Here is a 12,640-nt window from a genome sequence, read left to right as displayed (position 1 = left end):
CAGGAGTGTGGCAGGCGCAGGGCGGCAATATGGCGTGCCAGTTGCCGGGTCATGGGATGATGAAACGTGGGGGCCGTCATGGTAGAGGTGTTCGGGGACGCTATCCGCAAAAATGAGTGGGAGAGTCTAGCACAACCCCTGTGGCGGGCCGAGCAGATCCGCAGCATGGAACGGCGCTGGGCCGAGCAGGAAGGGTTGCCCCTCTATGTGCTGATGGAGCGGGCCGGGACTGCGCTGTGCAACTATGCCTGTCACCACTGGCCCGACAGCCGTCAGTGGTGGATCTTCGTCGGCCCTGGCAACAACGGTGGGGATGGCTACGTGCTGGCCCGCCTTGCCCGGCGCATCGGCCTCGAGCCTTTGGTGATTGCCGCCCGGGCTCCCGGCCTGCTGAGGGGAGATGCCAGGCGGGCTGCCGAAGAGTGGCTCGCATCGGGGGGGAGCGTGACCATGGCCGAGGATCTGCTGCCCGCCACGCTGCCGCCGCCGGATCTGGTCATAGACGCACTGCTCGGTACCGGCGTCCAGCTTCCCCTCTCCTCGTCAATGACAAAGATCGTCGCAACAATCAATGGCTTGAACGCGCCCGTGCTGGCGGTGGATCTCCCCTCCGGTCTCCATGCCGACACCGGCCGCGCCATGGGTGCACTGGTGCGTGCCACCCGCACCCTCACTTTCATCGGCATCAAGCAGGGCATACTCACCGCCGACGGGGTAGACGGAGTCGGCCACCTCGACCGGGATCCCCTGGGAGTGACGCCGGGGGAGGAACGGGTTCCCGCTGCCGAGCGGATCGATTATCCCAGCCTCAAGGGGTTGCTGACCCCGCGCAGGCGCTCGGCTCACAAGGGACACAGCGGCAAGGTACTGCTGACGGGGGGGAACCTCGGCATGCAGGGAGCCATCCTGCTGGCGGGTCAGGCCTGTCTGCGGGCGGGGGCGGGATTGGTACGCCTGCGCCAGCACCCGGATTGCCCGGCGGCCAGCCTGGTTCAACCCGAGCTGATGGGATGCCCGGCGGACATGGATGAAGGGTGGGCATCGGTGCAGGTACTGGGCCCCGGGCTCGGTCAGGATGGGTGGGGCCGGGCCCGGTTCGAACAGGGCATCGGAGCCGCCGTGCCACTGGTATTGGACGCCGATGGATTGAATTGGCTGGCGCAGGCCCCCCGTCATCAGGATAATTGGGTGCTCACGCCCCACCCCGGGGAGGCGGCTCGCCTGCTGGGCTGCACCATCGCCGAGGTCGAGGGGGACAGGTTTGCGGCCGTCTCGCGGCTGCAACAGCGCTACGGTGGCGTGGTGCTGCTCAAGGGGGCGGGGTCGCTCATCTGCGACGGCAGGCGCATTTCCCTGTGCGACGAGGGCAACCCCGGCATGGCCAGTGGCGGCATGGGTGACCTCTTGTCTGGTATAATCGCCGCCCTTCTGGCTCAGGGCTGGTCTGCGGGCATGGCCACCCGACTCGGGGCCGTGATCCACGCAGAGGCCGCCGACCTGGCCGCCGCCGAGGGTGAGAGGGGCATGCTGGCATCGGATCTGCTGCCCTGGATCCGTCGTCTGGTCAATCCGACACAGTAACAAGTAACAAGAAGAACATGGCAAAAACCTTGATGATGACACTGCCGGACGAGGCAGCAACAGTGGCGCTGGGTGGCCGTCTGGCAAAGGCATGCCAGCAGGCCACCACGGTATTTCTGCACGGTGCCCTCGGGGCCGGCAAAACCACCCTGACCCGAGGCTGGGTGCAGGGACTGGGTCATGAGGGCAAGGTCAAGAGTCCGACCTATACCCTGGTGGAGCCCTATGAGCTTGCCCAGTGGCAGGTCTATCACTTCGATCTCTATCGACTGGCCGACCCGGAAGAGCTGGAGTTCATGGGCATTCGCGACTATTTCGCCGCCGATACCCTCTGCCTGGTGGAGTGGCCACAGAAGGGCGACGGCTGGCTGCCAGCCCCGGATCTCGAGATCACCCTGAGTTATGCAAACGAGCAGCGCGAGGTGCAGATTGATGCCCGCACTGCTATCGGCGAAGCCATTCTGGAACGGTTGTCATCTCAGTGCGCGTGATCCTTGTTTTTGTTCTCTCCCTGATGGCATTGCCCACCTGGGCCAATCAGCTCAAGAGTGTGCGGGTGTGGCCATCACCGGACAACACCCGGGTGGTGCTCGACATGAGCAGCGCCCCCAATTTCAACTACTTCACCCTGACCGGTCCGAACCGTCTGGTCATCGACCTGAAAGGGGCGAGCAACGCCACCAACCTGGCCCGCATCGAGAACAAGAGCGAGCTGGTGCGCAAGATCCGCGAGAGCACGCCGCTGGAGAAGGGCGGCCTGCGACTGGTGCTGGATCTCGGCTCTGCCATCAAGCCGGTGGTCTTCCCGCTGGCGCCGGCAGGCCCCTATGGCCACCGTCTGGTGATCGATCTTCCCTATGAAGAGAAGGGGAGCGCTGCGGCGCAGCCCGCTCCCGTCGGGGGACACGGCAAGGCCATCGTCATCGCCATCGATCCTGGTCACGGTGGGGAAGACCCGGGCTCCATCGGTCCGCGCCGCACCTACGAGAAACGGGTGACCCTGGCGGTCTCCCAGAAGCTGGCGGCCCTTATCGACCGGGAGCCCGGCATGCGCGCCGTGCTGACCCGCCGTGGCGACTACTTCGTCGATCTCAACAAGCGTTCCGAGATTGCCCGCAAGGCCAAGGCAGACCTGCTGGTGTCGGTGCATGCCGACAGCTTCCACAACTCGACTCCTCGCGGCGCCTCCGTCTGGGTGCTGTCGACCAACCGCGCCAACCGCGAGATGGGGAGCTGGCTCGAGAAGCAGGAGAAACAGGGGGAGCTGCTGGGAGGCGTTGGCAAGGTATTGGCCGAGTCTGATCCCAACCCCTATCTGGCGCAGACCTTCCTGGATCTCTCCATGGACAAGTCCAGGGCCGAAGGCTATGACGTCAGCCGCCAGATCCTGCGCTCGCTCGGCCGGGTGGCCAGATTGCATAAGAAGGCGCCGGAACATGCGAGTCTGGCGGTGCTGAAGGCGCCGGACATCCCCTCGGTACTGGTGGAGACGGGCTTTATCTCGAACCACGCCGAGGAGAAGCTGCTGGCCACTGCCAGCTATCAGGATCAGCTGGCCCGGGCCATCTTCGAGGGGATCCGCAACTATTACCGCAGTCATCCGACCAAGGGGCCCATGCTCACCGGCAAGGGCCAGGTTGCTGCCCCGCCGCGTCAGGCGCCTGCCAGCAAACCGGTCGCCGTCAGCAAGCCGGCTGCCCAGCCAACGCAGCAGGTCGTGACCAACCGGATGCCGGCGAGCGAGCCCTATCGCGTCGGTGAGGGCGGCGCCCCGGTCAGCAGCGTCGGCAGCGCCTCCGGTGCCGGCGTGATCAAACCTTACAAGGTCGCAGCCCAGGAGCCGAGTGCGCCGGTAGCCAGCGTGCAGAGCAACGACAAGTCCAACATGATCCGCCACGTGGTCACCCGTGGCCAGAGTCTCTCCCGTCTCGCCGAGAAACACGGGGTGAGTCAGGCGCGACTGGTGGAGATCAACAAGCTCAAGTCACGGGACATCCAGATAGGGCAGGTGCTCTATATTCCGCGAAAATAGCGCGGGCTGAAGAACGCCGCTCTTCTCTGCCGATGGCAGGGAGGGGCGGTGAGCGTTGATGGCGCCAGGTCCACCTCTTCCCCTTTTTCATCTGCAGGAGCAAGCGATGCCAATCCGTATATTGCCGCCGATTCTGACCAACCAGATTGCTGCCGGTGAGGTCGTGGAGCGGCCCTCCTCCGTGGTGAAGGAATTGGTGGAAAACAGCCTGGATGCGGGGGCTGACCGGGTCGAGATCGACATCGACAAGGGAGGCGCCAAGCTTATCCGCATTCGTGACAACGGCTGCGGTGTCGCCAGGGATGAGCTAGTGCTGGCGCTGTCGCGCCACGCCACCTCCAAGGTGGCGACCCTGGACGATCTGGAAGGGATCAACAGCCTGGGCTTTCGCGGGGAGGCGCTCGCCTCCATCAGCTCCGTCTCCCGCCTCACCTTCACCTCCCGTACGGCAGAGCAGAGCGAGGCCTGGCAGGCCCAGGCGGAAGGACGTGAGATGAGCGTCACCGTCAAGCCGGCGGCCCACCCGGTGGGCACCACGGTGGAGGTGGTGGATCTCTTCTTCAACACCCCGGCGCGGCGCAAGTTCATGCGCAGCGAAAAGACCGAATTTGCCCACATCGACGAACTGGTGCGCCGCATCGCGCTCTCCCGCTTCGACGCTACCCTGATCCTGCGCCACAACGGCAAGGTGGTGCGCCAGTACAAGGCGGCCAACACGGTGGCGGAGCAGGAGCGCCGCCTCGTCGCCGTCTGCGGTTCCCCCTTCATGCACCATGCCCTGGCGGTATCGAGCGAACACAGCGACGTGCGGTTGTGGGGCTGGCTGGCCACCCCGGCAGGAGCCAGGCCGCAGAACGACCTGCAATACACCTATGTCAATGGCCGCATGATGCGGGACAAGCTCATCAATCACGCCATTCGCCAGGCCTATGACGAGCTGCTGCCCGCCGATCGCTTCGCGGCCTATGTGCTCTATATCGAGCTGGATCCCCGCCAGGTGGATGTCAACGTCCATCCGGCCAAGCACGAAGTGCGTTTCCATCAGGCGCGTCTCATCCACGATTTCATCTTCCAGGCGCTGTTTACCGCCCTGCGTCAGGACGGGGCAGGGAGCGCCACCGATGCACCCCTGGCCGAGACCCAGGTCGAGCTGCCGGGCATCCCGGAGATCACCTATCCGGGTCAGGCGCCGCGCACCGAGTGGTACGGTGCCGAACACGGCTATCGGGCTCCTGCCCCTGCACGAGATGGCGACGGCGTGCGGGAAGGCGGTGGTGGCAGGGGAGGACACTACCAGCCTCCCGAACCCCCGAGCCGGGCCGCGATGCGAGGCATGGGCGCCTTGCTCACCACCCTGCCCGAGGTGGCGACGCCGGCATCCCGGCCCGGAGCCGAGAGCGGTGCCGTCGAGACGCCAGTCCGAACGGGGGAGTGGCGCGCCCTGAGCCTGGTCGAGCAGGCCTATCTGCTGATGGAGCGTCAGGGGCAGTTGGCGCTGCTCTCCCTGGTGCGCGCCGAGCGTCTGTTGTTGCGCCACTGGCTGCTGGATGCCTGGGGCCAGGGGTTGGCGGCCCAGCCTTTGTTGCTGCCGGTCTCCTTCAAGCTGCCGAAAAACCTGGTCGCCCTGGTGGAGGAGCGGGAACGCCTGCTCAAACGCATGGGGCTGGAGTTGAAAAGCGGGGGACGCGACACCATGATCCTGACTCGGGTGCCCGCCCTGCTGCGCCAGACCGATCTGGCCCGCCTCTTACCCGAATTGTTGCAATTGGTCGAGAGCGGATATGACAGTGATGCCGACGCGCAGGCTGGGGTACTATGCCAGTGGTTGGTGGAACAAGGCATAAGTGCCGAAAAAATATACGATTTTGCCACTGCCACCCGGTTGTTGACGGAACTTGTTGCCGATTTCAGTGACCAACTGGCAGACGTTCGCATGGTACGCCCGTTGTCGCTGGCGAACGTGCTGGCCGAGTTTGCCGATGGCAACTGACGGCGTCTCGTCGTCTGTTGCATCCATATGACCAGTTTTATGCCTGCTCGCCCGTGAAGGGGCGGCCGAAGGGAGTGTTTAACGTGGCTGACTTGCCGACTGCAATTTTTCTGATGGGGCCGACGGCCTCCGGCAAGACGGATCTCGCCATTGAACTGTGCCAGGCCCTGCCCTGCGACATCATCAGCGTGGACTCCGCGCTCATCTATCGCGGCATGGACATAGGCACCGCCAAGCCGACGCCAGCTGAGCTGGCACAGGCCCCGCACCGGCTCATCGACATCCTGGATCCCGCCATGAGCTATTCGGCGGCGGATTTTTGCAAGGATGCCCTGCGGGAGATGAAAGAGATCGCCGACCGTGGTCGCATTCCGCTGCTGGTGGGCGGTACCATGCTCTATTTCAAGGCGCTGCTGGAGGGGCTTTCTCCGCTGCCTTCCGCCGATCCCGCCATTCGGGCCGGCATCGAGGAAGAGGCTGCCCGCCTCGGCTGGCAGGCGCTCCATGACGAACTGGTGCGCATCGACCCGGTGGCCGGTGCCCGCATCCACCCCAACGATCCCCAGCGCCTGTGCCGGGCGCTCGAGGTTTACCGCATCAGCGGCAAGACCCTCACCGAGCTGACCCAGGTACAGGGAGAGGGGCTGCCCTACCGGGCGCTGCAGTTTGCCATCGCGCCGAGGGATCGGGCCGTGCTGCACCAGCGCATCGAACAGCGGTTTGACAAGATGCTGGGCAGCGGCTTCGAGCAGGAGGTCAGGGCGCTTTACGAGCGGGGGGATCTCACCCCGGATCTTCCCTCCATTCGCTGCGTGGGATACCGCCAAATGTGGGACTACCTGGCGGGGGAAGTCGAGTATGATGAGATGCGTTATCGCGGCATTGTTGCCACCCGCCAGTTGGCCAAGCGTCAGATGACCTGGTTGCGCGGTTGGCCTGATGTGACCTGGTTGGAATCTGGTGAGTCTGGCAATCTGGCCAGGGTCGTCGCCCAAGCTGGTCCGGCTTGACACTCCTGTATAATCAGGTTGTTATATTGAATATCCGGTGTTTAAAAACAACAAACTATAAGGAAAAGAAAGATGGCTAAGGGGCAATCTCTCCAAGACCCGTTTTTGAATGCGCTGCGCCGTGAGCGTATTCCTGTTTCTATCTATTTGGTGAACGGCATCAAACTGCAGGGTCAGATCGAATCGTTTGACCAGTTTGTCATTCTGCTGAAGAACACCGTGAGCCAGATGGTCTACAAGCACGCCATTTCCACCGTGGTGCCGGCCCGTGCCGTCAACCATCACCAGCACGCCCCGGGCGCCGCCGGTGAAGAGCAGGGTGAAGCCGAGGCGTGATATCCTGCGGCGAGTTCACTCGCCAACTCAGATCCATCATGATACCTGTCAAGGAGCAAGCGCTTGTTTGACCGTTACGAAGCTGGTGAACAGGCCGTTCTGGTACATGTCAACTTCAGCGATGAGGGCGAGCGGGAGGATCTGGACGAGCTCAAGATGTTGGTGAGCTCGGCCGGGGTCAATGCACTGGGGGTGATCACCACCAGTCGCAGCGCACCCAGCGCCAAATTTTTTGTCGGCAGCGGCAAGGCGGAAGAGATCGCGTCCCAGGTCCAGATGCTGGACGCCGACGTGGTCATCTTCAACCATGCCCTGACCCCTGCCCAGGAGCGCAACCTGGAGCGTCTGTTCCAGTGCCGGGTCGTGGACAGGACTGGCCTTATCCTCGATATCTTCGCCCAGCGCGCCCGCACTCACGAAGGCAAGTTGCAGGTCGAACTGGCCCAGTTGCGCCATCTTTCCACTCGTCTGGTGCGAGGCTGGACCCACCTTGAGCGACAAAAGGGGGGGATCGGTCTGCGCGGCCCGGGTGAAACCCAGCTTGAAACCGACCGACGCCTGCTGCGTGAGCGCATCAAGGCCATTTTGCGCCGCCTCGACAAGGTGGCCAAGCAGCGGGAGCAGGGGCGCCGTGCCCGCAACCGCAACGAAGTGCCAACCGTTTCTCTGGTGGGGTATACCAACGCCGGAAAATCCACTTTGTTCAACCAACTTACAGATGCCAGCGTGTATGCTGCCGACCAATTGTTCGCAACCCTGGACCCCACCCTGCGTAAATTGGTGATTCAGGATGTGGGTGATGTGATCCTGGCGGATACAGTTGGATTTATTCGGCACTTGCCCCATGATCTGGTCGCGGCCTTCAAGGCGACCCTGCAGGAGACTCGCGAAGCGGACCTGCTGCTGCACGTGGTGGACTGTGCCGATGAACAGATGCAGGAGAATATCGAGTCGGTCCAGCGTGTGCTGGCCGAGATCGAGGCGGATGACCGTCCCCAACTGATGATCTGCAACAAGATCGACAAGCTGGGGGATCGTCCGGCTGGTCTTGAACGGGATGAGGCTGGACGACCGGTGCGAGTCTGGTTGTCGGCCCAGACTGGCGAGGGTAGTGAATACCTGTTCCAGGCACTGACCGAACTGCTGGCCGGCTCCATGGTGCATCACACCCTGCAACTGCCCCCTTCCGCCGCCAGACTGCGCAGTGCGCTCTATCGGCTGAAAGGTATCGAGCAGGAAGGTTTCAGCGAGGAGGGGGACTTTGTGCTGGAAGTACGCCTGCAATTGGCTGACTGGAACCGCCTCATGAAACAAGAAGGTGAGAGTTTACAACGCTTTATCAGGCATTGATGGGTCGATGAACATAAATGGTTTGCTGACTTCATCGCCCCTCTGTGGCCCGATAGAGATGATATCCATCCGCATGTATTAATGGAGACGCTGATGGCTTGGAATGAGCCTGGTAACAATGGCAAAGACCGTGACCCCTGGGGGAACAACGGCAAGAATCAGGGCCCCCCTGATCTGGACGAGATGCTTCGCAAGGTGAGCCGTCGTTTTGGCGGTCTGCTCGGTGGTGGCAAATCCGGTGGTGGTGACGTCGGCAAGTTCGGCCTCTCCATCGCCTTGGTGGTGGCCGTGGTGGTGTGGGTCGTCAGCGGCTTCTACACCATTCGCGAAGCCGAGCGGGGCGTGGTGCTGCGCTTTGGCGAATACTCCCACAATGTGGATCCCGGTCTGCGCTGGAAACCGACCTTCATCGACCGGGTGATCCCGGTGGACGTGGAGTCTGTCCGTTCCCTGCCGGCGTCCGGTTTCATGCTGACCCAGGATGAGAACGTGGTGCGGGTCGAGATGGACGTGCAGTATCGCGTGGTCGATCCCGAGCAGTATCTGTTCAGCGTGACCAATGCAGACGAGAGTCTGAGCCAGGCCACGGACAGCGCCCTGCGCTACGTGGTGGGTCACACCCGGATGGATGATGTGCTGACCACGGGTCGTGAGAAGGTGCGTCAGGAAACCTGGCAGGTGATCGACAGCATCATCGAGCCCTATCAGATGGGTCTGCAGATCGTGGACGTCAACTTCCTGCCGGCGCGTCCGCCGGAAGAGGTGAAGGACGCGTTTGATGACGCCATCTCCGCCCAGGAAGATGAGCAGCGTTTCATCCGTGAAGCGGAAGCCTACGCCCGTGAAGTGGAGCCCAAGGCTCGTGGCCAGGTCAAACGTCTGGAGCAGGAGGCCGAAGCCTACAAGTCCCAGATCGTGTTGAAGGCCAAGGGTGAAGTCGCTCGCTTCAACGAGCTGCTGCCCCAGTATCAGGCCGCCCCCGAGCTGACCCGTGATCGTATCTACCTCGAAACCATGGAAGAGCTCTATCAGCAGGCCAACAAGGTGGTGGTCGACATGCCGGCTGGCAACAACAGCATGATCTACCTGCCGCTCGACAAGCTTTCTGGCAAGGCGAATGCCGTGCAACCGGCACGTCCTGCGGGCACCCCGGCAGTCGAGGCGGCCCAGCCGTCCAACGAAGGGGCCAACTCCACTCCGACCCCGCTGCGTGGCGGTGATCGTTTCAGCACAGGGAGAAACTGATAGATGAAAAAGCTAGCTATTGGTGTCATCGCTGTGGCCGCCATGGTCTGTTTCTCTTCCATCTTCATCGTCGATGAGGGACAGAAGGGGATCGTGGTGCAGTTTGGCAAGGTGAAACGGGTCGACTCCGGTGAACCACGCCTGTACGAGCCGGGCCTGCACTTCAAGGTGCCGCTCATCGACCAGGTACGCAAGATGGATGCCCGCATCCAGACCCTGGAAGGCCAGGCGGATCGCTTCGTTACGTCCGAGAAGAAGGACCTCATTATCGACTCCTACGTGAAGTGGAAGATCGAGGACTTCTCCAAGTACTACCTGGCGACCGGCGGTGGCAACAAGATCCAGGCCGAAGACCTGCTCAAACGCAAGATCAACAACGGTCTGCGTTCCGAGATCGGTAACCGCACCATCAAGGACATCGTCTCCGGCGAGCGCAGTACCGTGATGGAAGATGCCCTGATGAAGATGGCGCGCTCCTCCGAGCTCGGCATCAAGGTGGTGGATGTGCGCATCAAGCAGATCAACCTGCCGGTGGAAGTCTCCAGCTCCATCTATCAGCGGATGCGGGCCGAGCGGACCGCTGTCGCCCGTGAACACCGTTCACAGGGCCGCGAGCAGGCCGAGATACTGCGCGCCGACATCGACCGCAAGGTGACCGTGATGATCGCGGATGCCGAGAGCAACGCACGCCAGCTGCGCGGTGAAGGGGATGCCGAGGCCGCCAGGATCTACGCCGACAGCTACAAGAAGGACCCCGAGTTCTTCAGCTTCGTGCGCAGCATGGAGGCCTATCGCAAGAGCTTCGCCGGTGGCAACGACCTCATGGTGCTGAAGCCGGACAGCGAGTTCTTCCGCTACCTCAAGTCGCCGCACGGTGACAAGCAGTAAACACGTGTTGATATGACCCAAGGGCCTGATGATTCAGGCCCTTTTGTTTGCCAGCCACAGACCGGCAGGGGATAAGGAGAGGTGATGCTGACATCCATGTTGATGGGGCTGGGGTTGCTGTTGCTGTTCGAGGGGTTGGGACCGCTGCTGATGCCGCGCGCCTGGCAACAGATGCTGCGGCTGCTGAGCGAGCAGCCCACCGAGCAGCTGCGCCGCATCGGCGGCTGTCTGGTGGTGGCCGGGGCCGTTATTCTGTGGGCGCTGGCGCGATAGAGGATGGTGATGAGTGAGCCAGACTGTGTTTTCCGGACAATAAAAAAGAGGCCAAAGGGCCTCTTTTTTATTTCCGGCTGAGCATCAGGCGCTGCGCTGTACCGCCATGTGGGCCAGGGTCTCCAGCGCTTGCTTGTGCCGGGAGTCCGGCAGGATGGCGAGAGCGGCGATGGCCTTGTCAGCCTCTTCCCGAGCTCGCTGGCGGGAGTATTCGAGAGCTCCGGTGCGATCCAGGATGCCCAGAATACGCTCCAGGTGATCCATCCCGTTGCGGTGCTCGATGGCATCGCGCACCAGTTGACGCTCTTCCGGGGTACCTGCCTCCATGGCGCGCAACAGCGGCAGGGTCGGCTTGCCTTCGGCCAGATCGTCACCCACGTTCTTGCCCATCTCCTCGCTCTGGGAGCAGTAGTCCATCACGTCGTCGATGATCTGGAAGGCGGTACCCAGGTACTTGCCGTAGTCGGTCATGGCCTGCTCGACGGGCTGGGGCTGATGGGTCAGCACGGCGGCGAGTCGGGTCGCGGCTTCAAACAGCTTGGCGGTCTTGCAGTAGATGACCGTCATGTAGCTCTCTTCCGTGGTATCCGGATCGTTGCAGTTCATCAGCTGCAGCACTTCTCCTTCGGCGATGGTGTTGGTGGCATCGGAGAGTATCTCCATCACCTTCAGGTTGGAGAGTTCGCTCATCATCTGGAAGGAGCGGCTGTAGAGGTAGTCACCCACCAGGACGCTGGCGGCGTTGCCAAACAGGGCGTTGGCGGTTTCCCGGCCGCGGCGCAGGTCGGATTCGTCGACCACGTCGTCGTGCAGCAGGGTAGAGGTGTGAATGAACTCGATGATGGCGGCCAGTTTCAGGTGATCTTCACCCTCATAGCCCAGTGCGCGTGCGGCCATCACGGTCAGCATGGGGCGCATCCGTTTTCCGCCTGCACTGACAATATAGAAACCCAGCTGGTTGATCAGGCTGACATCGGACTGGAGTCTCGCCAGGATCAGTTCATTGACCGCCGTCATGTCGGCGGCACAGAGCGCACGGATAGTCTGTTGGTCCATAAGTCTCGTAACGTGACGGCAGCATTTACTGCGTTTTTAGCAATGGCGGGGATTCTACACGATTTCACAATGGGTTACAGTTAGGCGTTTATTCACGGGGGCAGATATGCGCACAAAATAAACTTTTTGCTAAATTGGCCTTGCCTCGGCAAATCGTTCTGCGTAGAATGCCCGCCCATTGTTATAGGTTTTTGTGCGTGTCTGGCCTTGAGCAAAAGACACGCCTTTACGGAGTTAATCAAATGTACGCGGTATTCCAAAGCGGCGGAAAACAACACCGTGTGGCCGAAGGTCAAATCGTTCGTCTGGAAAAGCTGAACGTTGAGACTGGCGCTACCATCGACTTCAACGAAGTGCTGATGGTTGCTGCAGGCGACACTTTCAAAGTAGGTGCTCCTTTCGTTGAAGGTGGCAAGGTTGTGGCTGAAGTTGTGGCTCACGGCCGTGGCGAGAAAGTGACTATCGTCAAGTTCCGTCGTCGTAAGCACCACCGTAAGCAAGCGGGCCACCGTCAGTGGTTCACTGAAGTCAAAATCACTGGCATCAGCGCTTAATTAGAGGAGTCCGATAGATGGCACACAAAAAAGCTGGCGGTTCATCCCGCAACGGTCGCGATTCTGAAGCTAAACGCCTGGGCGTGAAGCGTTTCGGCGGCGAAACAGTTCTGGCTGGCAGCATCATCGTTCGTCAGCGCGGCACCAAGTTCCACGCTGGTGAGAACGTTGGTCTGGGCAAGGACCACACTCTGTTCGCTACCGCGAACGGTAAAGTGCAGTTCGAAGTTAAAGGTCCGCAGAATCGTAAGTACGTCAGCATCGTTGCTGAGTAATTACGGACCGCAAGGATCCGAAGCCCCGCCAACCTGGCGGGGCTTTTGTT

13 protein-coding genes are annotated in these 12,640 nt (G+C 61.8%); 12 read left to right on the top strand and 1 reads right to left on the bottom strand.

Going from position 1 to position 12,640, the window contains the following annotated elements; all coding sequences use genetic code 11:
* Positions 1-78: 78 nt before the first annotated feature.
* The 10 genes from C3F36_RS05950 (at position 79) to C3F36_RS05905 (ending at position 10,705) form a co-directional block, all read left to right on the top strand.
* On the top strand, positions 79-1,581 hold the full coding sequence (locus C3F36_RS05950) for an NAD(P)H-hydrate dehydratase (RefSeq protein ID WP_104456003.1): 1,503 nt from the start codon (positions 79-81) through the stop codon (positions 1,579-1,581).
* A 17-nt stretch (positions 1,582-1,598) separates the two neighbouring features.
* Complete coding sequence (gene tsaE, locus C3F36_RS05945) at positions 1,599-2,072, top strand: tRNA (adenosine(37)-N6)-threonylcarbamoyltransferase complex ATPase subunit type 1 TsaE (RefSeq protein WP_069651841.1); 474 nt, start codon at positions 1,599-1,601, stop codon at positions 2,070-2,072.
* Positions 2,073-2,095: 23 nt separating this feature from the next.
* On the top strand, positions 2,096-3,613 hold the full coding sequence (locus tag C3F36_RS05940; RefSeq protein WP_202607998.1) for an N-acetylmuramoyl-L-alanine amidase: 1,518 nt from the start codon (positions 2,096-2,098) through the stop codon (positions 3,611-3,613).
* A gap of 106 nt (positions 3,614-3,719) precedes the next feature.
* Positions 3,720-5,603 (top strand): DNA mismatch repair endonuclease MutL, encoded by a 1,884-nt coding sequence (mutL, locus tag C3F36_RS05935; RefSeq protein ID WP_104454700.1) that lies wholly within the window; start codon positions 3,720-3,722, stop codon positions 5,601-5,603.
* Between the two features lie 92 nt (positions 5,604-5,695).
* Positions 5,696-6,613, top strand: a complete 918-nt coding sequence (gene miaA / locus C3F36_RS05930; RefSeq protein ID WP_080770083.1) for a tRNA (adenosine(37)-N6)-dimethylallyltransferase MiaA — start codon at positions 5,696-5,698, stop codon at positions 6,611-6,613.
* A gap of 72 nt (positions 6,614-6,685) precedes the next feature.
* Entirely contained in the window at positions 6,686-6,949 is a 264-nt protein-coding gene (gene hfq, locus C3F36_RS05925; protein ID WP_011704864.1) for an RNA chaperone Hfq, read from the top strand.
* 63 nt (positions 6,950-7,012) lie between these two features.
* On the top strand, positions 7,013-8,299 hold the full coding sequence (gene hflX, locus C3F36_RS05920; RefSeq protein WP_010673194.1) for a ribosome rescue GTPase HflX: 1,287 nt from the start codon (positions 7,013-7,015) through the stop codon (positions 8,297-8,299).
* A gap of 93 nt (positions 8,300-8,392) precedes the next feature.
* Entirely contained in the window at positions 8,393-9,544 is a 1,152-nt protein-coding gene (gene hflK, locus C3F36_RS05915; protein WP_010673195.1) for an FtsH protease activity modulator HflK, read from the top strand.
* A gap of 3 nt (positions 9,545-9,547) precedes the next feature.
* Entirely contained in the window at positions 9,548-10,432 is an 885-nt protein-coding gene (gene hflC / locus C3F36_RS05910; protein WP_103244301.1) for a protease modulator HflC, read from the top strand.
* 84 nt (positions 10,433-10,516) lie between these two features.
* Complete coding sequence (locus tag C3F36_RS05905) at positions 10,517-10,705, top strand: DUF2065 domain-containing protein (RefSeq protein WP_103244302.1); 189 nt, start codon at positions 10,517-10,519, stop codon at positions 10,703-10,705.
* Between the two features lie 84 nt (positions 10,706-10,789).
* Here the strand turns inward: C3F36_RS05905 and ispB are convergent, their stop codons facing one another.
* Positions 10,790-11,761, bottom strand: a complete 972-nt coding sequence (ispB, locus tag C3F36_RS05900) for an octaprenyl diphosphate synthase (protein ID WP_103244303.1) — start codon at positions 11,759-11,761, stop codon at positions 10,790-10,792.
* 242 nt (positions 11,762-12,003) lie between these two features.
* Between ispB and rplU the strand changes: the two genes are divergently transcribed.
* Both rplU and rpmA read left to right on the top strand, forming a co-directional pair.
* Positions 12,004-12,315: a 50S ribosomal protein L21 gene (gene rplU / locus C3F36_RS05895; RefSeq protein WP_005304210.1), complete on the top strand. Its 312-nt coding sequence runs from the start codon at positions 12,004-12,006 to the stop codon at positions 12,313-12,315.
* 17 nt (positions 12,316-12,332) lie between these two features.
* Complete coding sequence (rpmA, locus tag C3F36_RS05890; RefSeq protein WP_010673199.1) at positions 12,333-12,590, top strand: 50S ribosomal protein L27; 258 nt, start codon at positions 12,333-12,335, stop codon at positions 12,588-12,590.
* Positions 12,591-12,640 lie beyond the last annotated feature (50 nt).

The sequence above is a fragment of the Aeromonas sp. ASNIH2 genome (assembly GCF_002934795.1).
Lineage (GTDB): Bacteria > Pseudomonadota > Gammaproteobacteria > Enterobacterales > Aeromonadaceae > Aeromonas > Aeromonas caviae.
This window is presented reverse-complemented; position numbering and strand designations above follow the sequence as displayed.

Excerpts from the sequence above, each read along its gene's own strand:
- C3F36_RS05950 (WP_104456003.1), top strand. The coding sequence starts at position 79 with ATGGTAGAGGTGTTCGGGGACGCTATCCGCAAAAATGAGTGGGAGAGT.
- tsaE (WP_069651841.1), top strand. The coding sequence starts at position 1,599 with ATGGCAAAAACCTTGATGATGACACTGCCGGACGAGGCAGCAACAGTG.
- C3F36_RS05940 (WP_202607998.1), top strand. The coding sequence starts at position 2,096 with ATGGCATTGCCCACCTGGGCCAATCAGCTCAAGAGTGTGCGGGTGTGG.
- mutL (WP_104454700.1), top strand. The coding sequence starts at position 3,720 with ATGCCAATCCGTATATTGCCGCCGATTCTGACCAACCAGATTGCTGCC.
- hfq (WP_011704864.1), top strand. The coding sequence starts at position 6,686 with ATGGCTAAGGGGCAATCTCTCCAAGACCCGTTTTTGAATGCGCTGCGC.
- hflK (WP_010673195.1), top strand. The coding sequence starts at position 8,393 with ATGGCTTGGAATGAGCCTGGTAACAATGGCAAAGACCGTGACCCCTGG.
- hflC (WP_103244301.1), top strand. The coding sequence starts at position 9,548 with ATGAAAAAGCTAGCTATTGGTGTCATCGCTGTGGCCGCCATGGTCTGT.
- C3F36_RS05905 (WP_103244302.1), top strand. The coding sequence starts at position 10,517 with ATGCTGACATCCATGTTGATGGGGCTGGGGTTGCTGTTGCTGTTCGAG.
- ispB (WP_103244303.1), bottom strand. The coding sequence starts at position 11,761 with ATGGACCAACAGACTATCCGTGCGCTCTGTGCCGCCGACATGACGGCG.
- rplU (WP_005304210.1), top strand. The coding sequence starts at position 12,004 with ATGTACGCGGTATTCCAAAGCGGCGGAAAACAACACCGTGTGGCCGAA.
- rpmA (WP_010673199.1), top strand. The coding sequence starts at position 12,333 with ATGGCACACAAAAAAGCTGGCGGTTCATCCCGCAACGGTCGCGATTCT.